At 58.6% G+C, this 23,163-nt stretch carries 21 protein-coding genes; all 21 read right to left on the reverse strand.

Annotated features, from left to right (window positions below):
- Positions 1 to 28: 28 nt before the first annotated feature.
- On the reverse strand, positions 29 to 1,021 hold the full coding sequence (locus tag CKALI_RS05990) for a gluconeogenesis factor YvcK family protein (RefSeq protein ID WP_156192436.1): 993 nt from the start codon (positions 1,019 to 1,021) through the stop codon (positions 29 to 31).
- Positions 1,022 to 1,045: 24 nt separating this feature from the next.
- The gene (rapZ, locus tag CKALI_RS05995) at positions 1,046 to 1,996 is read right to left on the reverse strand and encodes an RNase adapter RapZ (protein ID WP_156192437.1); all 951 of its coding nucleotides are present in this window, start codon (positions 1,994 to 1,996) and stop codon (positions 1,046 to 1,048) included.
- Positions 1,997 to 2,038: 42 nt separating this feature from the next.
- On the reverse strand, positions 2,039 to 3,994 hold the full coding sequence (gene uvrC / locus CKALI_RS06000; protein WP_156192438.1) for an excinuclease ABC subunit UvrC: 1,956 nt from the start codon (positions 3,992 to 3,994) through the stop codon (positions 2,039 to 2,041).
- 3 nt (positions 3,995 to 3,997) lie between these two features.
- Positions 3,998 to 4,501, reverse strand: a complete 504-nt coding sequence (locus CKALI_RS06005; RefSeq protein WP_231580416.1) for a PH domain-containing protein — start codon at positions 4,499 to 4,501, stop codon at positions 3,998 to 4,000.
- Positions 4,502 to 4,541: 40 nt separating this feature from the next.
- Positions 4,542 to 5,021: a 6,7-dimethyl-8-ribityllumazine synthase gene (ribH, locus tag CKALI_RS06010; protein ID WP_156192439.1), complete on the reverse strand. Its 480-nt coding sequence runs from the start codon at positions 5,019 to 5,021 to the stop codon at positions 4,542 to 4,544.
- A complete protein-coding gene (locus CKALI_RS06015; RefSeq protein ID WP_156193679.1) occupies positions 5,014 to 6,279 on the reverse strand; it encodes a bifunctional 3,4-dihydroxy-2-butanone-4-phosphate synthase/GTP cyclohydrolase II in 1,266 nt (421 codons plus the stop codon). Before CKALI_RS06015 ends, ribH begins: the two co-directional genes overlap by 8 nt.
- A gap of 62 nt (positions 6,280 to 6,341) precedes the next feature.
- The gene (locus tag CKALI_RS06020; protein WP_156192440.1) at positions 6,342 to 6,935 is read right to left on the reverse strand and encodes a riboflavin synthase; all 594 of its coding nucleotides are present in this window, start codon (positions 6,933 to 6,935) and stop codon (positions 6,342 to 6,344) included.
- Positions 6,936 to 7,961, reverse strand: coding sequence for a bifunctional diaminohydroxyphosphoribosylaminopyrimidine deaminase/5-amino-6-(5-phosphoribosylamino)uracil reductase RibD (gene ribD / locus CKALI_RS06025; protein ID WP_156192441.1), 1,026 nt, complete (start codon positions 7,959 to 7,961; stop codon positions 6,936 to 6,938).
- A gap of 5 nt (positions 7,962 to 7,966) precedes the next feature.
- A complete protein-coding gene (rpe, locus tag CKALI_RS06030; RefSeq protein WP_156192442.1) occupies positions 7,967 to 8,635 on the reverse strand; it encodes a ribulose-phosphate 3-epimerase in 669 nt (222 codons plus the stop codon).
- A gap of 17 nt (positions 8,636 to 8,652) precedes the next feature.
- On the reverse strand, positions 8,653 to 10,161 hold the full coding sequence (locus CKALI_RS06035; RefSeq protein ID WP_156192443.1) for an RsmB/NOP family class I SAM-dependent RNA methyltransferase: 1,509 nt from the start codon (positions 10,159 to 10,161) through the stop codon (positions 8,653 to 8,655).
- Positions 10,158 to 11,096: a methionyl-tRNA formyltransferase gene (fmt, locus tag CKALI_RS06040; protein ID WP_156192444.1), complete on the reverse strand. Its 939-nt coding sequence runs from the start codon at positions 11,094 to 11,096 to the stop codon at positions 10,158 to 10,160. Before fmt ends, CKALI_RS06035 begins: the two co-directional genes overlap by 4 nt.
- On the reverse strand, positions 11,093 to 11,602 hold the full coding sequence (def, locus tag CKALI_RS06045) for a peptide deformylase (protein ID WP_156192445.1): 510 nt from the start codon (positions 11,600 to 11,602) through the stop codon (positions 11,093 to 11,095). The genes fmt and def overlap by 4 nt, the downstream gene beginning before the upstream one ends.
- A 52-nt stretch (positions 11,603 to 11,654) precedes the next feature.
- On the reverse strand, positions 11,655 to 13,661 hold the full coding sequence (locus tag CKALI_RS06050) for a primosomal protein N' (protein ID WP_156192446.1): 2,007 nt from the start codon (positions 13,659 to 13,661) through the stop codon (positions 11,655 to 11,657).
- 11 nt (positions 13,662 to 13,672) lie between these two features.
- Positions 13,673 to 14,896 carry a methionine adenosyltransferase gene (gene metK, locus CKALI_RS06055; RefSeq protein ID WP_156192447.1) on the reverse strand — a complete coding sequence of 408 codons (1,224 nt, stop codon included), beginning with the start codon at positions 14,894 to 14,896 and terminating at the stop codon, positions 13,673 to 13,675.
- 76 nt (positions 14,897 to 14,972) lie between these two features.
- The gene (gene coaBC / locus CKALI_RS06060) at positions 14,973 to 16,199 is read right to left on the reverse strand and encodes a bifunctional phosphopantothenoylcysteine decarboxylase/phosphopantothenate--cysteine ligase CoaBC (RefSeq protein WP_156192448.1); all 1,227 of its coding nucleotides are present in this window, start codon (positions 16,197 to 16,199) and stop codon (positions 14,973 to 14,975) included.
- Positions 16,200 to 16,308: 109 nt separating this feature from the next.
- Entirely contained in the window at positions 16,309 to 16,596 is a 288-nt protein-coding gene (gene rpoZ, locus CKALI_RS06065; protein WP_156192449.1) for a DNA-directed RNA polymerase subunit omega, read from the reverse strand.
- Between the two features lie 76 nt (positions 16,597 to 16,672).
- Positions 16,673 to 17,245, reverse strand: a complete 573-nt coding sequence (gene gmk, locus CKALI_RS06070; RefSeq protein ID WP_156192450.1) for a guanylate kinase — start codon at positions 17,243 to 17,245, stop codon at positions 16,673 to 16,675.
- A 5-nt stretch (positions 17,246 to 17,250) separates the two neighbouring features.
- Complete coding sequence (gene mihF, locus CKALI_RS06075) at positions 17,251 to 17,577, reverse strand: integration host factor, actinobacterial type (protein ID WP_156192451.1); 327 nt, start codon at positions 17,575 to 17,577, stop codon at positions 17,251 to 17,253.
- Positions 17,578 to 17,793: 216 nt separating this feature from the next.
- Positions 17,794 to 18,633: an orotidine-5'-phosphate decarboxylase gene (pyrF, locus tag CKALI_RS06080; RefSeq protein WP_156192452.1), complete on the reverse strand. Its 840-nt coding sequence runs from the start codon at positions 18,631 to 18,633 to the stop codon at positions 17,794 to 17,796.
- Positions 18,634 to 21,972: a carbamoyl-phosphate synthase large subunit gene (carB, locus tag CKALI_RS06085; RefSeq protein ID WP_156192453.1), complete on the reverse strand. Its 3,339-nt coding sequence runs from the start codon at positions 21,970 to 21,972 to the stop codon at positions 18,634 to 18,636.
- Between the two features lie 27 nt (positions 21,973 to 21,999).
- On the reverse strand, positions 22,000 to 23,160 hold the full coding sequence (carA, locus tag CKALI_RS06090; protein WP_156192454.1) for a glutamine-hydrolyzing carbamoyl-phosphate synthase small subunit: 1,161 nt from the start codon (positions 23,158 to 23,160) through the stop codon (positions 22,000 to 22,002).
- Between the last annotated feature and the right edge of the window lie 3 nt (positions 23,161 to 23,163).

The following is a 23,163-nucleotide window of genomic DNA, read 5'->3' on the forward strand; positions in this document are numbered from 1 at the left end:
CTCTTCGGTGAATGAACCTTCGGGTATTCTAGCCGGTTTGATACAGGCGAACCAACGACTCCGCCAGCTTTTCTGGGCAATGTCGTTCAGTGGCTAATCCGTTCTCGTTGTATTGACGTACATCGTCGACCACAACCATCGCCCCCACTGCGGCGGCGGCGCGTTCCAAATGAGTGAGATCGGTCAGATCGATCGGTGATGCCTTATCCACCAGAATCCGATCAACCTTTAAATTAGGCGCATGCTGCATCAGCATATGAATGTGACGCTCCATGGAAAACCCGGTCGTCTCCAACTGGGTGTTAGACAGATTCAAGACAACCACGCGAAGTGCCTTCGAGGCGCTGATCGCTTCCACGATGTCTCCCACTAGCAGGTGCGGAATCACACTGGAAAACCACGATCCAGGACCGAGCGTGATCATGTCTGCTCGTTCGATAGCATCCAGGGCGTCTTTCGACGCAACAGGACCATCCGGAATGAGACGGACGCGGCGCACCTCTCCGGGAGTGCTGGCGATAGCTACTTGGCCCCGCAACATGCGCATAATTCGAGGGTCGTCGGCAAGCCCAGCGACCTCAGCTTCGATGTCGAGTGGCTGCGGACATACCGGAATGACGCGACCGTAGGATCGAGTGAGCTTTGCGACGGCATCCAGGGCGAGCATTTCGCTGCCCAACACATCCGTCAGTCCCGAAATCAACAGATTTCCCACGGCATGACCTGCCAGTGCACCGGTGCCACCAAAACGATGTTGTAGCACTGATTCCCACATCGCACCTTCCTCGTCGTCCCGCGCCAGGGCACACAGTGCCATGCGCAGGTCGCCAGGTGGAATATGGCCTAGTTCGCGACGAATACGACCGGACGATCCGCCATCGTCTGCGACGGTAACAATGGCGCTGATGTCAGCGAGGTTAAGGCTTCGAGCAGCACGCAGTGTTTGAAATAGCCCGTGACCGCCGCCCAAGCACACAATCGAACTGAGGCTTTCGGGTACGGCGAAATGGTCGGAAGACATGAGTTCCTTATGGTCGAAGTTCAGTTAGCTAAGTTTGATGTCGCGGTGGATCACTGCCACCTCAAGTTCGCTGTTCTCAGACAAGATTCGTCCGATCTCTTCAGCCATCGCCACAGAACGGTGGTGACCACCCGTGCAACCAATGCTCACGGTGACGAATCGCTTACCCTCACGGCGGTAGCCCGCAATCATGGTGTTAAACATCTCGACGAAGCTGTCAATAAACTCCCGTGCAGCTTTCTGTGCCAGGACGTAGTCGGAAACTGGCTTGTCGACGCCTCGGAACTTGCGCAGATCTCCTACCCAATATGGGTTAGGCAAGAATCGAACATCAAGGATGAGGTCAGTGTCGTGGGGCGCACCGCGCTTGAATCCAAAGGACTGCAAGGTGACGTGTGTCTTGTTGGAGGTCACAGACTCAAAGCTGAACTCAATCGCGCGACGAAGATCGTGCACAGACAGATCCGACGTATCAATGACGATGTCAGCCTGTTCTTTCACCTCAAACATCGTGCGGCGTTCGCGGGTGATTCCGTGTTGTAATGTGTCTGGACCTTGCATTGGGTGGGTGCGACGAACAGAGTCGAAGCGGCGAATGAGGATGTCGTCGCGTGCCTCCATGAACAGAATGATCGGCCGGTGACCTCGTGCATCGAGTTCATCGATTACCTGAACCAAGTTGCCGTTAAACGGACGCGACCGCACGTCTGACACTAAGGCAAGGCGGTCAACTGGTGAGTCTTCGGTGCTGCACATTTCCACCATCTGCAGTACCAATTTAGCCGGAAGGTTCTGGGCCACATACCAGCCCATGTCCTCCAACACGCGGGCCGCAGAGTTCAAACCAGCGCCGGACATTCCGGTGATGAGTACCGGGGCGTCACCCGAAATTTTGTCGCTCACAGTGGAGACCACAGCCGCGCGAGTCAGCGCGCTGTCGTCCTCTGGTGTCACCACAATGCCGTTTTCAGTCATGCCCACATCATATCGTGATGACTAACTGAAGGGGCGGATGTACTAGGACCCCTGGGAATGGAGGTGATTATAAACTTTCTGAGCTAGTCCAGGTCCGAAGCCCTTGACTGCTTCAATATCGCTAAGACCCGCTTCGCGCAGCTTCTTGACGGAACCAAAGTGCTTCACCAATTCGGACTTGCGCTGCGTCCCCAGGCCTGGGATTCCATCCAGCTCCGATACCCGCAGGCGCTTGGAACGCTGCTGGCGGTGATAGGTAATGGCGAAGCGGTGAGCTTCGTCGCGAATGTGCTGCAACAGATATAGTGCCTGAGAGTTGCGAGGCAGAATGAGCGGTTCATCCTCACCAGGGAGCCATACCTCTTCCAGGCGTTTAGCCAAACCGATCAGCATGACATCATTAATGCCGAGCTCATCAAAGATTTCTTGAGCCGCATTGACCTGAGGTAGCCCGCCATCAACGATGTAAAGCTGCGGCGGGTACGCAAACCGCTTCCCCGTCGTGGTGAATTCCTCTACCTTTTCGTCGTCAAAGCGGGTGCCATCGAACTCTTCTGCGTCAGGAACTGCAGTCTTGTCCTGGTTGTGCCGAAGAAAACGTCGCCGCGTCACCTCAGCGATGGAAGCAACATCGTTGGAGTGCCCGTCCCCCGCCGCCTCTTTGATGCGATAGCGTCGATAGTCCGACTTCTTCGGCAGCCCATCCTCAAAGACCACTAGTGACGCCACCACATCGGTGCCTTGGATGTGGGAAATATCGGTGCATTCAATACGCAGCGGCGCATCGTCCATGAACAGCGCCTCTTGCAACTGCTGCAGAGCCGCGGAACGTGTAGTGAGATCTCCCTGCCTCTTAAGTTTGTGCTGACGCAGCGCTTCCTTAGCATTGCCGGCCACAGTTTCCATCAGCTCACGCTTCTCGCCGCGTTGTGGCACTCGAATGTGCACTGGCCCTTCTCGCAGCTCAGCGAGTAGTTGTTCGACCTCGGGTCCAGTGGCAGGAGCAACAGACACCAGAATCTCGCGCGGAATCTCCGCTTCCCGCTCCGCTGCATCGCCATAAAACTGCATGAGGAAGTCGGTGACAAGCTCAGCCTCAGCATCGACGTCAGTGCTGGATGCAGGCTTTTCGACGACAAATCCGCGCTGCCCCCGCACTCTGCCATCCCGAATGTGAAACAACTGGATCGACATTTCTAGTTCATCACCAAAAGTGGCGATGACATCTGCGTCGGTACCGTCGGTGAACACGACAGACTGGCGCTCCATTACCTTGGATATGGCGGCAAGGTCGTCGCGTAGCCGTGCGGCCTTTTCAAAGTCCATCGATTCAGCTGCTTCGTGCATCTGCTGTTGGAGCCGTTTGGTCACTGGTGCGGTATTGCCAGCGAGGAAGGAAATTAACCCCCGAACGATGTCCATGTGTTCCGGTGCGGTGACTTTGTTCACGCATGGGGCACTGCATTTGTCGATGTACCCGAGCAAACACGGTCGGCCTAGCTGAGCATGCCTATTGAACACCCCTTGAGTGCAGGTACGCATCGGGAACACTCGCGTGAGTAAGCCGAGGGTTTCGCGGATGGCCCACGCGTGAGAATAAGGCCCGAAGTATCGAATGCCCTTGCGCTGCGCGCCCCGGTAAACGAACGCACGCGGAAAGGCTTCGTTCATGGTGACTGCTAGATAAGGGTAGGACTTGTCATCGCGATATTTTACGTTAAAGCGCGGGTCATACTTCTTGATCCACGTGTACTCCAACTGGAGCGCTTCCACCTCACTGCCGACGACAGTCCACTCGACACTCGCAGCGGTTTGGACCATCTGGCGGGTCCGCGGATGCAGCTGGATCAGGTCTTGGAAGTAGTTCGACAAGCGAGATCTAAGATTGATGGCCTTGCCTACGTAAACCACCCGGGAGTGTTCATCTCGGAAACGATAGACACCCGGCTGAGTCGGTATAGTTCCGGCGGCCGGGCGGTAGGTTGATGGATCTGCCAAGGATTAGTCTTCCGGCATGTACTTATCTTCGAGAGCACGAAACTCGGTCACGGCCCTGACTACGCGACCAGCGTCGCCCGACTGGAACGCCCACATCGGAACGTACTCGAATTCTGGTAGCTCAAGGCGAGCCATGCGGTCTCCCTTAGGGAAACTAAGCCCATAGACCACAGACCAAGGATAAAACCGCGTGCCGATGAAATTGCGGACCTCTACCCCGTCACTGTTAGCGCGCACCCGTGGGCGACTCAGATGAAACGCGAAGAAGGAGATGATCAGTCCGACACCGATGAAGGAAAACTTGTCAATAGTGGTCACCGCAGCGCCTGTGTAATCGACACCAACGACCAGCGCCATAAAGATGTGCACGGCCATGACGACGGCAATAGCCACCCACGACATGCGCTGCAAGTACTTCGAGCGGAGCTCAAACTCCCACGGCTTAGTGGTCGTGGTCACGGAGTGCAGCGCTGCTAAGCGCTCCCGCTCCTTTTCAAGTTCGGACACTGTGGATTCTTCTTTCTTCCCTAAAATTCAATTCCCAAGCTTAGCGCGTAGCCCGGCGAATCTGGGAAAGCACCAGAGCAGAGTCTAATGCTGCGAGCATCGATTCTCCCCCCTTGTCTTCCATCGATCCAGGTACGCCACTGCGATCCACAGCCTGCTCGTGGGTCAAGGTCGTGAGCACACCATTGCCGATCGGGGTACGCGAGTCCAACGCAATTCGGGTCAGCGCTTGGGTGACGGAGTCACAAACGTAGTCAAAATGCGGCGTTCCGCCCTTGATCACGCAGCCGAGCGCGACCACGGCATCGAAATTATCAGCCAGCTCCTGCACCACAACGCCGAGTTCGAGAGCACCAACAACGCGATACTCCGACACCTCAGCTCCACATTCCTTACCCACCGCAATAGCGCGGGCGTGGAGTTGATCGCAGATATCGGCATTCCACGTGGCACTTACTACTGCTACCCGGAGGCCGGTGGCGTCGACAAGCTGCAGGCCGGGACGTCCTTCGTTACTCACCAGCGTCTCCTAATGCTTCATCCAGCCCGGGTACGTTATGACCCATTCGATCGCGCTTGGTCCGCAGGTACTTGATGTTGTCCTGGTGGATGTCCACATTGATTGCGGTCCGACCCACGATGCGAAGGTCGTGACCAGACAGCCCCGCGCGCTTGTCCGGGTTGTTCGAGATCAGATTCATGGTCTTGACACCCAGGTCGTTCAAAATCTGCGCTCCGGTACCGAACTCGCGGGCGTCGGCAGGCAGTCCCAGAGCCAAGTTGGCGTCTATCGTGTCTGCTCCCGAATCCTGCAGCTGATAGGCCTTGAGCTTGGCCATCAACCCAATACCGCGACCTTCGTGGCCACGCATGTACAACACCACGCCCCGACCGGCCTCCTGCACCATCTGCATAGAGGCATGGAGCTGCTGGCCACAGTCGCAACGACGCGAGCCGAAGACATCTCCGGTCAAACACTCTGAATGAACCCGCACGAGCACGTCCTCGCCGCCATCGGCCTCGGGGTTTCCTGCTACTAGCGCGACATGTTCCATACCGTCGATAGTGCTCTGGTATCCCACAGCGCGGAACTCACCGAACTCGGTTGGAAGGCGGGTTTCTACCACGCGCCGGACCTGAATCTCGTGAATACGACGCCAAGCAATGAGCTGTTCGATCGAGATCATCTTCAGGCCGTGCTCGTCGGCAAATGCGCGCAGCTCAGGGCCGCGAGCCATGTCGGTCGGATCCTGCTCACTGACTACTTCGCATAGCACGCCAGCTGGTCGCAGCCCGGCCATGCGAGCCAAGTCCACTGCGGCTTCGGTGTGTCCAGCGCGGATGAGAACGCCACCCTCACGTGCGCGCAGTGGCACGACATGGCCGGGGCGGGTGAAGTCATCAGCAGAGAAGGTTGGATCCGCGAGGCGGCGCAACGTCTCCGAACGAGACGAGGCGGAGATACCCGTGCTCCCGGTGTTGGCGTCGACAGTGACTGTGTACGCAGTGCCACGCGCATCTTCATTGTGCGCGATCATTGGCGGCAGGTTGAGGCGGTCAGCGTCTTGCTCGGTGAGTGAGGCGCAGATGTAGCCGGAGGTGTATCGCACCATGAAGGCAACCAGTTCGGGGGTGGCCTTTTCTGCTGCGAAAATGAGGTCCCCCTCGTTCTCACGGTCTTCGTCGTCGACCACCACGACGGCCTTGCCGGCTGCGATGTCCGCGATCGCATCCTCAACGGAGTCCAAGCGAACCTGGTTGGTTGGTTCTTCGGAAATATTGTTCACCACGATGTCCTAGCCTAATCTCGATGAGTGTTTGATGAAGTCATGGGTAGGTCTTAGTCGCGCGCTTGAAGCATGCGCTCCACATACTTGGCAATGACATCGGCTTCAAGGTTGACAATTCCGCCCACCTCCAGTGACCCAAATACGGTGTCCCGCAAGGTCACGGGGATAAGAGAAACCTCGAAGAAGTCCGCGCCGAGAGTTGAGACTGTCAGCGATGTGCCGTTGATGGCGATCGATCCCTTTTCCACCACGTATGGGGCAAGTTCCTTAGGCAGCTCGAATCGGAGTACGTCCCAGTGCTCGGAGTGTTGGCGGGAAACAAGCGTGGTAGTTGCATCGACATGACCTTGTACGATGTGCCCATCCAGCCGAGAGTTGACCAACGCCGCTCGTTCGAGGTTGACCGCATCGCCCAACTTGAGGCCGCCCAGGCTTGAGCGGTCCAGCGTCTCCTGCATGCAATCGGCCATGAAGTGCTCAGCGTCGCGCTGCGCGACGGTGAGGCACACGCCGTTCACTGCGATGGAATCGCCAAGCTTCGAATCGGCGAGAACTGTGTGCGCGCCGATGGTGAGACGGATGGAATCGCCTAAGTTCTCGATGCCGGTTACGGTACCCAGCTCTTCAATGATGCCGGTAAACACTTAAGTCCCTGACTCCTTCTGCGTCGCACGCACTGTTGATTGGATAAGGATATCCTCACCGAGTCGTAAAATGTGCTGAATCTGGAATCGTCTGATATCCGTCAACGTCGTTGGCCGTTCCAACCCAAGATTTACTGCAGGCAATCCCCCGCCGAGTATCGAAGGGCTGAGATAACTGTGGATGGTATCCACGAGTCCCGCGCTCAGGAAAGATCCGACCAGTCGGGGCCCACCTTCCACCAGCACGTCCCGCAGCCCGCGTTCCCATAGATCGGCGAGCGCTGCGTCAATCGACTCAAAGCGCAGCACGTCATCGCGGTCCAGGTGGCTGCCCTGCGGAATTGGTCGACGACCGATCACTACCGGCTGTGGCTGGTGAGGGTACAGCGAGCCGTCTGGATTACGCGCCGTGAGCTTTGGATTGTCCGCCATGACGGTCCCCGTGCCCACAACGATCGCATCTCGGCAAGCCCGATCTCGATGGGCATGCTGACGCGCCTTTTCCCCTGTGATCCACTGCGACGTTCCGTCCTCGGCAGCCGAGAAGCCATCCAGCGTACTGGCCATCTTGACGGTGACATGCGGCCGACCTAACCGAACACCTGTCAGCCAGAACTGCAGAGCGGGAACGTCTAACCCTAAGTAGGTGGCAGAGACACCATGCTCGCGCAAGTACTCTGCTCCGCCCGCTGCCAAAGGATTGGGGTCGCGGGTGGCGTAGTAGACAGCGGTGATTCCGGCGTCGACAAGCGCGTGGGTGCACGGTCCGGTGCGACCGGTATGGTTACACGGCTCGAGCGTAACGACGGCGCTGGCCCCGCGAGCCCGATCCCCAGCTGCCCGCAGCGCCATGACCTCGGCATGCTCGCCAGAGCCGGACGGCGACTGGGTCGCTCCTACTCCAACGATGTCGCCGTCTGAATCAACGATCGCGCATCCGACGGGTGGGTTCGGAGATGTCGTTCCCCGCACACTTTCGCCGGCTTCAAGAGCAAGCTCCAGTGCCCGGCGAATTTCTGGACTCATCAGCATTAGTCCAGCGTCGCCAACTTCCGGAGCTCATCGATGGCTGCGGCAGGATCCATGGCGCCGTAAACGGCGGACCCGGCGACGAAGGCATCGCAACCAGCCTCGGCGGACTGGGTGATGGTGGATGCATTGATACCACCGTCGATCTCAATAAGACACTTCAAGTTTTGCTCGTCAATCAACGAACGCAACGTACGGACTTTTTCCAACTGATCAGGCATAAAGCTCTGCCCGCCGAAACCTGGCTCCACGCTCATAACGAGCACCAGATCGAACTCCGGAACGATGTCTAGGTAGTCCTCGATCGGGGTGCCGGGGCGGAGGGAGAATCCGGCGCGAATCCCCTTGGCTTTGATGTATTTGGCAAGAGACACCGGATCACTGGTTGCCTCAACGTGGAAGATCACACAGTCCGCACCCGCATCGATGTAGGAATCGACCCACTTCTCTGGATTCTCAATCATGAGGTGCACGTCGAGCTGCTTGTCGGTGCTGCGGTTCACTGCGGCGGTGACATCAGCACCGAAGGAGAGGTTGGGGACGAAGTGACCGTCCATCACATCAACGTGAATCCAGTCCGCGTTGTCCGTGGCGCGCAGCTGCTCACCTAGGGCCGCAAAGTCAGCAGCGAGAATTGAGGGAGCGATAATGGGGCGTGTGAAGGTGGTCATGCTTCCATCCTAGAGAGCTAGTCGTTGTCTGTGGTGGGGCGTCGGAGCACGGCGAAGAACATGGCGTCTGTGCCGTGGCGGTGGGGCCACATCTGCACGGACTTTTCTTCGCCCACGGATTCCATGCCACAGGTCAATTGCTGCGCATCGAGCTCTTGCACACCGAGTTCTTCAATGGCCCTATCCACCACGTTCCGGGTCTCTCGGATGTCAGGCGAACACGTCGAATACACGATAACGCCACCGGGCCGAACAAGATCGACCGCAGAGCTGAGAAGTTCGAACTGCAGCTGCGAAAGCTCAGCGATATCCGACTCCTTCTTGCGCCAACGGGCCTCGGGACGACGGCGAAGTGCACCGAGGCCGGAGCAAGGAGCGTCGACAAGCACGCGGTCGTATCCCCCTTCGAGTCCAGGGCGGCGACCGTCGGCCACGTGGACCTTCACTGGCAAATCTCGCACGGTGTTTTCAATGAGACGGGCGCGGTGCGGCGCAATCTCCACGGCATCCACGCGGGCGCCGTCGATACGAGCAAGCGCGCCGATGAGCGCAGCCTTACCACCCGGGCCAGCACAAAGATCCAGCCAACGCCCCTGGTCAGCTCCCTCAACCGGGGCGACCGTCACTGCACGGGCAATGATCTGGCTGCCTTCATCTTGTACCGCGGCGAGCCCTTCCTTCACTGGTTCTACCGCGCCTGGGTCGCCGCCCTCAAGGTAGACCGCGTACGGCGAATAGGTGCCTTCCTCGCCGCCGGAGATGAGCGCTAGCTCTTCCCCGGTGATCTCTCCTGGTCGTGCCACGAGGTGTACCCGAGGGCGCGCGGAGTCCTCAGCCAATGCCGCTTCCAGTTCGTCCGCCGGCAGCGACTTGGCAAAGCTGCGTGCGATCCACTCCGGGTGGGCGTGGCGGAAAGCCATGGCAGCCAGATCTCCGGATGGGGTGAGCTCGGTGAACCATTGCTCAGGTGTTTTGCGAGTGATGGAACGCATGACCGCGTTGGCAAAACCCTTCGCCTTTTCCTGCCCGATTCCTTCAACGATACGCACGGTGGTATCTACAGCCGCATGTGGCTCTACGCGCGTATAAAGCACCTGGTAGGCGCCCAGACGTAATGCCGCTAGGACACCGGACTGGACCTTGTCCTCCGGACGGGAGGACACTGCGTTGATGACAGCGTCCAGCACGCCCAGCGTGCGCAGACTGCCGTAGGTCAACTCCGTAGCAAAGGCGGCGTCACGCCCGGAAAGTTTGTGGGTGCGCAGCGTCTTGGGCAAAACGAGGTTTGCGTATGCGTCTTTCGTGGCGACGCTGAGGAGCACTTCGAAAGCAACGGCGCGGGCCTTATCGACGCCCATCGCCACGATCCCCTGAACGTGATCCCCCTCGTTAGGCCGCGGCCGCCTATTGCCTGCTGCCTGCTTCGGCTTCTGCCCGGAGCTGCCACGGTTCGGTTGCTTAGCTGCCGGAGGCTTGTCTCCGGATTGGCTCCGCGCGCGGAAGCCGCCTGTTTGACCGAGGCTCATGAGGTGAATTCCTGTCCTTGTTCGAGTGCGGCACCACGCGCCCAGTCGGCGGCGGGCATCATCTTTTTGCCAGGTGGCTGGATATGGGTGATGATCAGGTCGTTCGAGCCCGTGCCTACAGCGACTTCATTTTTGGTCACGTTGATCTGACCTGGCTGGAGGGTGTCGCTGTCAGTGAGTTGTACCGCGCCAATTTTATAGCGTTCCGCCCCGAGCTCGGTCCAGGGGCCGGGCGCTGGTGTGTATCCGCGGATCATGCGGTCGATGGCGAAGTCCGGCTGGTTCCAGTTGATCCTGGCATCGTCTTTGGTGATTTTTGCAGCGTAGGTCGGTTCTCCGCTTTGTGGCATCGGCTGCAGTGCGCCGGTTTCGAGCCCATCCATGGTGGCGACCAAAAGCTCTGCTCCGGAATGAGCCAGCGAAGTTAGCAAGGTGTCAGCTGTGTCGGTGGGCTTAATCTGCTGGGTCAGGGTGCCCAGAATTGGGCCGGTGTCTAGCCCTTCCTCGATGCGAAAAGTGGTGGCGCCGGTGATGTCATCGCCAGCGACGATCGCGGCCTGCACTGGGGCCGCTCCGCGCCACGCAGGAAGCAGCGAAAAGTGCAGGTTAACCCAGCCGTGCGGCGCGATGTCCAGCAGATCCTTCGTCACGAGGTTTCCGTATGCCACAACGGGTATGCAGTCCGGCTGTAGCTCTTCCAAGCGCGCGCGAATCGCCTGTCCATCTTCCGTGTCCGGCTTCAGGCTCGTGGGTTTATGCACTTCGATACCGTGCTCCGCTGCCAGTGCTGCCACTGGTGAAGGGTGCAGTGTCCGCCCCCGACCTTTGCGAGCATCAGGCCGGGTAATAACAGCGATGACCTCATGATCTGAGTCAATCAGCCGCTGCAGCGCGACAGTGGCGGGTTCTGGAGTTCCCGCGAACACTAGTTTCATTTGTTGAACCACTCCGAATTTCGAATCTCCGCCATTGCTTCCTTGCGCAGCTCAGGAGTAAGGCGCTGCAGGAATAGCACGCCGTCTAAGTGGTCGGTTTCGTGCTGCACACACCGTGCTAACAGGCCCTCGCATTCAAAGGAAACAGACTCGCCTGCCTTATCGACGCCACTGACCCGCACCTTCTCGTACCGCTCCGTATCTTTGGATATGTCCGGAATCGACAGGCAACCTTCAGCCCCCACCTGCGTTTCCTCCCCGATCGCTTCCCATACCGGGTTCACGACATGTCCTCGCGAGCCTTCGGTGACGTGGGAGCAATCGTAGACAAAAACCCGTCGGGTAACGCCTACCTGGTTGGCGGCCAGGCCAACACCCTGGTACTCGTCCATGGTTTCCAACATGTCGTCAATGAGTGTGGCGAGGGACTCATCAAAATCGGTCACCTCGTCGGCCCGGGTTCGAAGCACCGGGTCGCCGAACATGCGGACTGCACGAACTGTCACGTTACGCCTCTTTCACTATTGGTATAGAAGTCTCTGGTGGTCATCTTAGCCACTAGCCGATATTGATTGGATCGACCTGCACCCTTAGTGGCGCGGTCTCCTTCAGCGCTGCACGCGCCACGAGGGCAACTCGGAGCGCCTTACCAAGTTCCGCCCGGGGACCGAGTGGTGTTCGAATGAGGTATCGCTGTGCTGGGCCCCAGGCGTTCTCGTCGTATTCTCCTGGCAGCGTTACTCCCATTGGCAAATCAACTGGTCCCAGCAATTGGGCGTTCTGTGGCAGCTCGACAAGTTCCAAGAAGGACTCGACTGCCCGCACTGGACCATCGACGACGGCCATATGGACGGTTGGCGGAAGCTCCACCTCCTTGCGTTGATAGAGCTCCATTCGCGCAGCCCACACGGGATCCCACCTAATAAGTGCTTGCGTAGCTCGCAGCGTTGTCTCCGCCGTGACAACTACCCGACCACCCTTGCTAGCGGGCAGTACCAGAGAGGCCGCGGCGAACCATTTGGCCAGCGTGTCTTCCATGGCACGCAGATCTGGCCTGCTGAGCAGCGCCCACGGATCAACTAAGACAGCGGCCCCATACCTGCCACGTGGTTCTGCGCCAGGGGTGGCCACCACTATCGCAGCCTGGTCAGGAACTTCATCAATGATCTTCGCGCCGCCGGAGTTCACTACCCGCACCCCGGGAAACGCCCGGCCAAGCTCTTCGGCAGTTCTATCACTGCCAAACACCATTGCACGCAGCTTTGAAGAACCACAGTTGCTGCAGCGAAACGCAGCTTCTGGGCGTCCACACCACCTGCACGAGACCATGCCCGGCTGCTGACTGTCCCCCTGCGGTATCGCCAATGGTCCGTTGCAGGATCGGCACCGGGCAGATGTTCGGCAGTTGCCACAGGACAGGCTAGGTACGTAGCCTTTGCGCGGAGAAACGACCAGTACCGGCAGATCGGCCGAAATGGCCTCCCGAATGGCTTCGAAAGCCACATGAGGAATTCGGGACTGCTTCGCTAGCGGGTCACGGGCCAACTCATGCTCCCCGATTCCCTGTACCCGTGGCATGCGCAGTCGGATGGTATCTCGTTCCGGCGCAATATCGTGGGCCCATCCGGTCTCCACCAAGAGCTGGGATTCTGCACTGCGCGCATGTCCGCCGAGTAAGACGGCGCAGCCGTGTTGGTGGCTTCGCGTGGTAATCACCTCGCGGGCATGGACATATGGTGCGCGGGGATCGACCAAGTTCTCATCGTGATCGAACATCACAACTGCCAAACGCAGATTATGCACCGGGGCGAAGGCCGCGCTGCGTGTGCCCACGACAATCCTGGATTGGCCGTGGAGAACTGACAAGAAGCGACGGTACCGTGCTTGTGGCCCCAGTGCCGCCGTCAGCGTAGTGACTTGTTTGGCGGCGACGATTTCCCGCAGCGCGCTTTCCACAAGGTCGACATCTCGCTGATCGGGAACCACGATGAGTACCCCACCGCCATCGATTGCCGTCTTAACTGCGAGGGCGGCCACGCTTCGCCACCACGGCACCCCAGGGCAGATCTGCCACGCTGCGCGGGCCGCAGCGCCATCCAACACCGCGTCCACGAAGGATTGTCCGTTGGCATACAGTGCCCAGTCCGAAAGATCCGGCTCCTGGGCTTGGCCGAGCTCCTCCCACGCCGAGGTAGTATCCGCAGACTCCGCGCCTGCGTGCCTCGCTGGAATCGCCGCGCGAATTAAATCAGACCGGGTTCCCGCATAGCGATCGCACAGCGAATCAATAAGCTGCGCCGTCGCAGGAGGATAGACGATGTCAGTTGAGATCACCCGCTCTAGCCAACTCAGTCGGCCGGGGTGATCGCTTTCGGGAAGGCGTTCGAGCAGGATGGCGTCGACAAGCCTGCCACTAAACCTGATGCGTAGCCGCACGCCGGGCTGGGCGGCCTCGTCTTGCTCGGTGTCGACCAGGTAGTCGAAGGTGCGATCCAAGTGTGCGAGCCCGAGCAATGGCAAAACCCGCGCCACAGGCAAATGTGTTGCTGGCGTGCGGGTTTTCATGACCAATTATGTTACCCCAGAGCCGCAGCGCGCAGCTGCTCTACTCGGTTGAGCTGCTCCCACGGGAGGTCGAGGTCGGTGCGGCCGAAGTGGCCATACGCAGCAGTCTGGGCATAGATCGGACGAAGCAGGTCAAGCTCGCGAATGATGGCTGCTGGGCGCAAGTCGAAGACCTCAGACACCGCTGCTTGGATGGCCTCATCAGTCAAGCCCTGGCGTGCCGTACCGAAAGTCTCCACGTACAGACCCACTGGAGTTGCGCGGCCGATTGCGTAGGCAACCTGAACCTCAGCGCGTGCCGCAAGACCAGCCGCCACGATGTTCTTAGCCACCCATCGCATGGCGTATGCGGCAGAGCGGTCCACCTTGCTTGGATCCTTGCCGGAGAATGCACCACCGCCGTGTCGGGCCATGCCACCGTAGGTGTCCACAATGATCTTGCGCCCAGTTAGACCAGCATCGCCCATTGGGCCTCCAAGGATGAAGGAGCCGGATGGATTGACCAAAAGCTTGAGCTCATCGGTGACAAATGCCTCCAAGCCAGCGTCCTTGATCACCCAATTGAGGACATGCTCCTGGAGCTGTTCGCGTAGCCATTCCTGCGTGGCTTCAGGGCCATGCTGAGTAGAAATGACCACGGTGTCCAGGTACTTCGGCTGGTCATCGGCATCGTAGGCGAAGGTAACCTGAGTCTTGCCGTCTGGGCGGAGATTAGGGACGATGCCTTCCTTGCGCACTTGCGTCAGGCGACGAGCCAACCGGTGAGCCAACGCGATTGGTAGCGGCATAAACTCATCGGTCTCGTTGGAGGCGTAGCCGAACATCAGGCCCTGGTCACCGGCGCCGGCACGAGAGTCCTCGTCTTCTACTTCCCCGTCGCGAATCTCTAGCGACTGGTCCACACCGGCGCCGATCTCCTGGGACTGCTCACCGATAGCCACAGTCACGCCACAAGTGGTGCCGTCAAAGCCCACCTCGGAGCTAGTGAATCCGATCTCGCGCAGCTTTCGGCGCACCAGCACCGGGATCTCCACGTAACCGGAGGTGCGAACCTCACCCACGATGTGGACGAGGCCGGTGGTGACCACCGTTTCAACGGCGACGCGAGCATTCTTGTCGACGGTCAGCAGTGCATCGAGGATCGTGTCCGAAATGGCATCACAAATTTTGTCCGGATGCCCCTCGGTGACAGATTCGCTAGTAAACAGGCGGACCGCGGAGTGTGCGTTAGTCAAGGTGCTTCTTTCAAAAGGTCATGAGATATTATCGAGTGAAACCAACAATAGACCAAGCTGTCTAAAATGGCAAAACCTACAGCTCACTAGCGGCATCTAGAATCGCAGCGGCTACCTCGAATTTCGAACCGGCAGGTACCTCCCTGGGCTCTTGACCTGGCGCAAGCAACCAGCCCGCATTGTCCAATTCGCCAAAGACCTTGCCATGCCCGACCTGGTTCAACATCAACAGATCACAGCCCTTGCGCTTCAGCTTTGCTTGCGCCAACTCAAGCGGATCCTGGGTGTCCGAGCCAGTCTCCGCTGCAAATCCAATGATCACGCACTCACCAAGTTCGCCCTTCGTACGGCGCTCGACAGTCGTTGCCAAGATGTCCGGGTTCTCCACCAGATGAATGGCGTTCAGGGCGGCGTCGTCATGCCCCTTCTTGAGCTTTGCATTGGCTTCGGTCTCCGGCCGGAAGTCCGCTACCGCAGCCGCCATAATGATCAGATCCGCATCGGTAGCCCGCTTCTCGACGGCCTCAGCCATCTCACGCGCTGACACCACCTTCACAATCTCCGCACCGCAAGGGGTATCCAATTCGTCGGTATTTCCGGCAACAATAGTGACGTGGGCGCCGCGCTGCGCCGCTACCTCGGCTAATGCGAAGCCTTGGCGTCCAGAGGAGCGATTGCCCAGAAAGCGAACTGGATCGAGATTTTCTTGAGTGCCACCAGCGGTAATCAATACGCGCTTCCCCTCGAGATCTCGGCTATAGCCTCCAGTCTGCAAAGCGGTGAGGGCGAGATCGGCAATCTGCTGGGGCTCGGGAAGCCGTCCCGGTCCGGAGTCTTTGCCGGTCAAACGACCATGGGCAGGGTCAAGAACCGTGACTCCCCTATCCCGAAGCGTAGCTACATTGGCCTGAGTTGCCGGGTGCATCCACATTTCCGTATGCATTGCCGGGGCTACGACCACGGGGCATGTCGCTACCAAGCACGTAGCGGTGAGGAGATCATCCGCTCGTCCGGCCACCAAACGAGCCATGAGATCAGCAGTAGCAGGGGCGATGACCACTAGATCGGCTTCTTGGCCGATGCGCACATGCTGAACTTCATCGACTGCGTCGAAAACTGTGGTCGATACCCGGTTGCCCGATAGCGCCTCGAACGTGGCGGCTCCGACAAAGTTCAATGCGGAGGGCGTAGGAACCACAGTCACACTGTGGCCTTGCTCTTTAAGAATTCTGACGAGCATACACGCCTTGTATGCGGCAATACCGCCCGCAACGCCAACGACTATCTTCAAGGAATCTTTCACACCCTAGACGTTAGCGGAATGCAGACAAATGGGGGCCATAAGCCGACATACAAGAACCCGGCCCTTGCGCACAGTGCGCAAAAGCCGGGCATTGACAACCTAAGAGTGGTTAGCCTTCTTCGTGATCCAACATGCCGCGGTTAATCTCACGCAGTGCGATAGACAGTGGCTTTTCCTGTGGCTCTGGAGTTACCAGTGGACCCACGAATTCGAATACGCCTTCGTCCGCCGTCTGGAAGTAGCTGCTAATCTGGCGAGCTCGCTTCGCAGCGAAGATCACCAGAGCGTACTTGGACGATACCTTGTCCAACAATTCATCGATCGGTGGATCGGTAATACCCACTGGCTGGTCAAATACGGCAGCAGTGGTGGCGTTTTCGTTGCTCACTTGGTTCACTAACACCTTTTCAAGGTTTGATATTTACATGAAGTTCAATGCGGGCTTTCATTCTAGCCAGCAAGATGGGTTTTCCCTAATCCTTCATAAGGATTGCGGAGATCGCCTGAACCGCCTCGTCGACATTGTCATTAACAACAATGTGATCGAACTCTTGCTGTGCTGCAAGCTCAGCGCGAGCCGTTTCGAGCCGACGCGCGATTACTTCTTCGGCTTCAGTTCCACGTCCAGTCAAACGCTCGACTAGCACTTCCCATGAAGGTGGTGCGAGAAAAACGGTTTCTGTTTCAGGCATAGCCTTGACTACATTGCGAGCGCCAGCCAAGTCAACCTCGACCAAGACCGGACGCCCAGCTTCCAGGGCTTCCAGCACCGGTCCAGCTGGAGTACCCGAGCGCTGCAAACCGCCGTGAATATCTGCCCATTCGAGCATCTCACCGCGGTCAATATGCTGCTGGAACTCCTCGGACGAGACATAGAAATAGTCGCGTCCGTGGACTTCACCTGGCCGTGGCGCACGGGTAGTCATCGACACAGAAAAGTAAAGACCAGGAACTTCTTCCCGAAGGCGATGAACCACCGTCGATTTTCCGACGGCAGAGGGGCCTGCCAATACGACCAGATTGCCCCGATGGTTATCGCCGCTCATTAGGATTAGTCGTCCTCGGAGAAACCGAAGCGCTCGAGGAGGGCGCGACGCTGACGGTCACCGAGGCCACGCAGACGACGGGTCTGAGCAATCTCGAGCTCCTCCATGATTTCCTTAGCCTTGACCTTGCCCACCTTTGGCATAGCCTCGAGCAGTGCAGAAACCTTGGTCTTGCCGATGATCTCGTCGGCCTGAGCCTGATCGAGAACTTCCTTCAGGTTGGTGCCACCGCGCTTGAGCTTTTCCTTCAGCTCTGCACGTGCCTTACGGGCTTCAGCCGCCTTGGCGAGGGCTTCTTTGCGCTGCTCGTCAGTCAACTTTGGAAGGGCCACGGGTTCCTCCGATTAATATAGGTTTTCATTGTTAAAGCATCTTGGATGCCGATTTTACTCGTCGCCAGCACTGGGTGTTCACCTGCAGTTTCCGGCGAGCTTCGATCAGTCTAGCACTATTTGGACAAAAGCCGTGGTGACACCCGCATATCCGCATGTCATGTTGATATCACCAAAAAACAATGACCTGGGGTTTTCCCAGGTCATTTGTGAACTTTAAGGATTTATTAATCCAGGGAAATCCTGGGCTGCAGATTGGGCAGCTTCGCGCAGTGCTGCTACATCAGGTCCTGCCTTGAGAACACCGCGGGAGATGTTAGGAATCGCCAAGGCCTCCACGCCCGCAGCCAGACGCGCAACGTCGGCAGCAGTTCCGCCTTGGGCACCTACGCCCGGCAGAAGCACGGAGCCGTTGAGTTTGGACAGACTTGGGGCTGATTCCAGCGTTGCCCCGACCACCACTCCGAAGTTGCCCGGTACCCCAGCATTGCCGTGGATGGCGTTGAGGGAAGCGACCTCATCCACCACTTGCTGGGCTACTGATGTGCCGGCATCATTGCCGTTGGATTGGATGGTGACACCCTCCGGGTTTGAGGTCGCAGCTAAGACGTACACACCTTTTCCGTGCGACTGAGCTAACTCGAAAGCTGGGCTTAACGCGCCGACCCCCAAGTATGGGGACACGGTCACAGCATCGCAGACCAGCGAAGATTCCGGGTGGAGCCAGGCCATGGCGTAGGCTGCCATGGTCGATCCGATGTCGCCCCGCTTGGCGTCGGCAAGCACCAGCGCGCCCTTCTCTCGCAGCGCACCCATGGTTTCTTCCAAAATGGCGTAGCCACGAGAACCGTACGCTTCAAAGAACGCCACCTGAGGCTTCACCACGGCCACGGTGTCTCCAAAAGCCTCTACACAGATGCGAGAGAAAGCGGCAACGCCTTCGGCAGAAACCGGCAAGTTCCACGAGTTCAGCAGCGATGGATGCGGGTCAATTCCGACGCAAAGCCGACCGCGCTCAGCAGTGATGGCCAGCAGTTTACTGCCGAAAGTTTCCATTTACTTCTCCCCTACCGAGTGATCGAGCTCCTGGAGGGCAAGGACACCAAGCTCGCCGGATCGCAAGGCTTCAATGCCCTGGACGGCAGCGGTGACGCCCTGCACGGTGGTGACCAACGGAATACCCGCGTTGACGGCAGCAGCGCGAATGTCGTAGCCGTCGGTACGTGCTCCAGCGGTGCCAGCTGGGGTATTGAGGATGAGATTGACGTCGCCGGCGTTGATCATGTCGACGATCGACTTCTCGTTCTCAGAAGCCTCATGTTGCTTAAGCACGGTTTCGCAAGGCACGCCATTGCGACGCAGCATGCCTGCGGTGCCGGCAGTTGCCAAGATATGGAAACCCAGGGTGGCCAAGCGCTGAATCGGGAAGATCAAGCTGCGCTTGTCGCGGTTAGCGACGGAGACGAATACCGTGCCATCAGTAGGCAATTCACCGAAAGCCGCAGCTTCAGCCTTGTTATATGCCGCGCCGAAGTTATCGGCCAGACCCATGACCTCGCCGGTGGACTTCATTTCCGGACTCAGCAAAGAATCCAACATGGTGCCGTCTGGACGACGGAAACGGTTGAATGGCAGTACTGCTTCCTTGACAGCGATTGGAGCGTCGAGAGGCAGGGATCCACCGTCGTGGTCGGATGGGATCATGCCTTCGGCCTTGAGCTCGGCCAAGGTGGCGCCCAGCATGATGCGGGAAGCAGCCTTAGCCAGTGGCACACCAGTTGCCTTGGACACGAAAGGCACGGTACGCGAAGCACGAGGGTTAGCTTCGATCACGTACAGAATGTCGTCCTTGAGCGCGAACTGTACGTTCATCAGGCCCTTGACGCCGATGCCATGGGCCAGCGCCTTAGTGGACTCGCGAACCTTGTTGATGTCTTCGGCGCCGAGGGTCATTGGAGGAAGAGCACACGCGGAGTCGCCGGAGTGAATGCCGGCTTCCTCGATGTGTTCCATGACACCAGCCAGGTAGACCTCTTCCCCATCGCACAGCGCGTCAACATCGATCTCGATAGCGTTGTCGAGGAAGCGGTCGACGAGCACTGGGTGGTCGGAGGTGATCTCAGTGGCACGCTCAATGTAGTCCTTGAGAGAGGACTCATCGTAGACAATCTCCATACCGCGGCCGCCGAGCACGTAGGACGGGCGAACGAGAACTGGGTAGCCGATATTGTTCGCTACTGCGCGGGCCTCTTCGAAGGACGTCGCAGTACCAAAAGCAGGGGCTGGAAGCTCTGCCTTGCGCAGCACTTCACCAAACTCACCGCGGTCCTCAGCCAGATTGATGGCTTCCGGAGAGGTACCGACCACTGGCACACCGGCATCGCGCAATTGCTGCGCTAGGCCAAGCGGGGTCTGTCCACCGAGCTGGACGATGACACCTGCAACGGTGCCGGACTGGCATTCTGCGTGGTAAACCTCCATGACGTCTTCGAAGGTGAGCGGCTCAAAGTAGAGTCGGTCTGCGGTGTCGTAGTCGGTGGAGACGGTCTCTGGGTTGCAGTTGACCATCACAGTCTCAAAGCCCACGCGGGAAAGCTCTAGGGCAGCGTGCACACAGGAGTAGTCGAACTCAATGCCCTGTCCGATACGGTTCGGGCCCGAGCCAAGAATAATGACCTTGTCTTTTTCGGTCTGTGGAGCGACCTCGGACTCTGCGTTCGGATCAAGCTCGTATGCGGAGTAGTGGTACGGGGTCTTGGCCTCAAACTCTGCGGCACAGGTATCAACGGTCTTGAAGACCGGACGGATTCCGAGGGACCAGCGCAGGCGTCGGATGCCATCTTCGCCGGCAAACTCTGGGCGCAGCGCAGCGATCTGGCGGTCAGACAGGCCCAGGAACTTGGCGTAGCGCATCAACTCTTCATTGAGGAATGGAGCGTCGATAAGGCGCTGGCGGAAATCAACCAGGGTCTGCAGTTCGCCGAGGAACCACGGATCGATGCCGGAAGCTTCGTAGACCTCTTCCACGCTCGCGCCGAGGCGCAGGGCGAGTTCAGCGTCGTAGAGACGGCCTTCGGTTGGGCGCTTGAGGTCTTCGAGCACAGCCTTCACGTCCGTGGCGCGCTCGCCCGCGAACGCCTCGTCCGGCACGGTCCAGAAACCGGCTTGCTTGTTTTCCAAGGAACGCATGACCTTGCCGAGTGCGCTGATGTAGTTGCGACCGAGCGACATAGCTTCGCCGACCGACTTCATCGTGGTGGTCAGGGTGTCGTCGGCACCGACGAACTTTTCAAAAGCAAAGCGTGGGGCCTTCACGACGACATAGTCCAACGTCGGCTCGAATGCCGCCGGCGTCTCGCCGGTGATGTCGTTGGTGATTTCATCCAGGGTGTAGCCGATGGCGAGCTTCGCCGCGATCTTTGCGATTGGGAAGCCAGTGGCCTTCGACGCTAGGGCGGAAGAACGGGACACGCGCGGGTTCATCTCGATGGTGATGATGCGACCGTCGTTCGGGTTGATGGCGAACTGGATGTTACAGCCGCCGGTGTCAACGCCAACCTCGCGGATGATCGCGATGCCCTGGTCACGCATGATCTGGAACTCGCGGTCCGTCAAGGTCATGGACGGTGCCACAGTGACGGAGTCGCCGGTGTGCACGCCGAGAGCGTCAACGTTTTCGATGGAACAGACGACAACCACGTTGTCATCGCCGTCGCGCATGAGCTCGAGCTCGAATTCCTTCCAGCCCAGGATGGACTCTTCAATCAGCACGTTGGCTTCAGGGGATGCAGCCAGACCGCCGCCAGCGATGCGCTCGAGGTCGGCATCGTTGTAGGCCAGGCCGGAGCCGAGGCCACCCATGGTGAAGGATGGGCGAACGACTACGGGCAGACCGAGGTCTTTTACGGCCTCATGGACCTCATCCATGTTGTGGCAGACGCGGGAGCGAGCGGACTCGCCACCAATCTTGGCGACGATGTCCTTGAACATCTGGCGGTCTTCGCCGCGCTGAATAGCTGGAATATCCGCGCCGATGAGTTCTACGTTGTACTTTTCTAGGGAGCCGCGGCGATCCAGTTGGATAGCTGCGTTCAGCGCGGTCTGTCCGCCCAGCGTTGCCAGCACTGCATCGATTGGGTGGCCTTGAGCGATTTCCTTTTCGAAAATCTTCTCAATGTACTCCGGCTGAATCGGCTCCACGTAGGTGTGGTCAGCGAACTCAGGGTCGGTCATGATCGTGGCCGGGTTGGAGTTGATCAGGGTGACGCGCAGGCCCTCCTGCTTGAGCACGCGGCACGCCTGGGTGCCGGAGTAGTCGAATTCACAGGCCTGGCCGATGACGATCGGGCCGGAACCGATGACCAGTACGTGCTTGATGTCGTTACGCTTTGGCATTGTTATCTCCTCGTAGCGGTCGTCGGTTTACTTGGAACCCAGCAGGGCCAGGAACTGGTCGAACAATGGGTTTGCGTCGTGTGGGCCAGCTGCGGACTCTGGGTGGTACTGCACGGAGAAGGCACGGCCGCTCTTGAGTGCAACGCCTTCTACGGTGCCGTCGTTAAGGCAAACGTGGGTGATGTGCGCTGGACCGAATGGTGAATCGAACTCTTGCCCGGCTTCACCTTCCAGCGCAAAGCCGTGGTTCTGGGAGGTGATATCGATACGACCGCTGATCAAATCCTTGACTGGGATGTTGATACCGCGGTGACCGAACTTCATCTTGTAGGTCTTCAGACCCAGGGCGCGACCAAGGATCTGGTTGCCGAAGCAAATGCCGAACAGTGGCACATCGGCGGAGATGATGTCGCCAACGATACCGACCATGGCGTCCGCGGTAGCTGGGTCACCAGGGCCGTTGGAGATGAAGACGCCATCAGGGTTGTACTGCTTAATTTCTTCGAACGGAGTATTGGCAGGAACGACTACAGTGCGGATGCCACGTGCTGCGAAGTTACGCGGAGTCTGAGACTTGATGCCCATGTCGTAGGCCACGACGGTGTACTTGGTCTCTCCTTCTGGCTCCAACACATAAGGCTTATCAGTGGAGACCTCAGATGCCAGGTCGGCACCTGCCATGGACGGCTGGTCTTGCACGATCTTTAGCAGCTCGTCCTCGCTGCGGAGCGCGTCCTCACCGGCGAAAATTCCTGCAGCAATGGAACCATGGTCGCGCAGGTGACGAACGAGTGCGCGGGTATCTACCCCGGAGATTCCGATGATGTTTTGCTTCTTCATTTCATCTGCTAGGGAACGCTCGGAACGCCAGTTAGACACGCGAGCTGCCAAGTCACGGATCACGAGACCGGCCACCCAGATGCGGTGGTCATGGGACTCGTAGTCTTCATCGTTCCAACCGGTATTGCCGATCTGCGGCGCAGCGGCGACCACAATCTGTCGGTGGAAAGATGGGTCGGTCATCGATTCTTGATAGCCAGTCATGGCGGTGGTAAATACGGCCTCACCGAGGGTGGTGCCGGTTGCGCCGAAGCCGAAGCCGGTAAAGATCCGGCCGTCCGCGAGCACCAGCTTTGCAGGTACGTCGTTGAACACAGTGGAGCCTTTCACTAATTCGATATTATTCATTAT

Source organism: Corynebacterium kalinowskii (assembly GCF_009734385.1).
GTDB lineage: Bacteria > Actinomycetota > Actinomycetes > Mycobacteriales > Mycobacteriaceae > Corynebacterium > Corynebacterium kalinowskii.

Bases quoted from the DNA above. Each gene is read 5' to 3' on its own strand.
- pyrF (WP_156192452.1), bottom strand. From the start codon at position 18,633: ATGGAAACTTTCGGCAGTAAACTGCTGGCCATCACTGCTGAGCGCGGT.
- ribD (WP_156192441.1), bottom strand. From the start codon at position 7,961: ATGAGTCCAGAAATTCGCCGGGCACTGGAGCTTGCTCTTGAAGCCGGC.
- rapZ (WP_156192437.1), bottom strand. From the start codon at position 1,996: ATGACTGAAAACGGCATTGTGGTGACACCAGAGGACGACAGCGCGCTG.
- fmt (WP_156192444.1), bottom strand. From the start codon at position 11,096: ATGAAACTAGTGTTCGCGGGAACTCCAGAACCCGCCACTGTCGCGCTG.
- CKALI_RS05990 (WP_156192436.1), bottom strand. From the start codon at position 1,021: ATGTCTTCCGACCATTTCGCCGTACCCGAAAGCCTCAGTTCGATTGTG.
- CKALI_RS06035 (WP_156192443.1), bottom strand. From the start codon at position 10,161: ATGAGCCTCGGTCAAACAGGCGGCTTCCGCGCGCGGAGCCAATCCGGA.
- carA (WP_156192454.1), bottom strand. From the start codon at position 23,160: ATGAATAATATCGAATTAGTGAAAGGCTCCACTGTGTTCAACGACGTA.
- carB (WP_156192453.1), bottom strand. From the start codon at position 21,972: ATGCCAAAGCGTAACGACATCAAGCACGTACTGGTCATCGGTTCCGGC.
- rpe (WP_156192442.1), bottom strand. From the start codon at position 8,635: ATGACCACCTTCACACGCCCCATTATCGCTCCCTCAATTCTCGCTGCT.
- CKALI_RS06050 (WP_156192446.1), bottom strand. From the start codon at position 13,661: ATGAAAACCCGCACGCCAGCAACACATTTGCCTGTGGCGCGGGTTTTG.
- gmk (WP_156192450.1), bottom strand. From the start codon at position 17,245: ATGAGCGGCGATAACCATCGGGGCAATCTGGTCGTATTGGCAGGCCCC.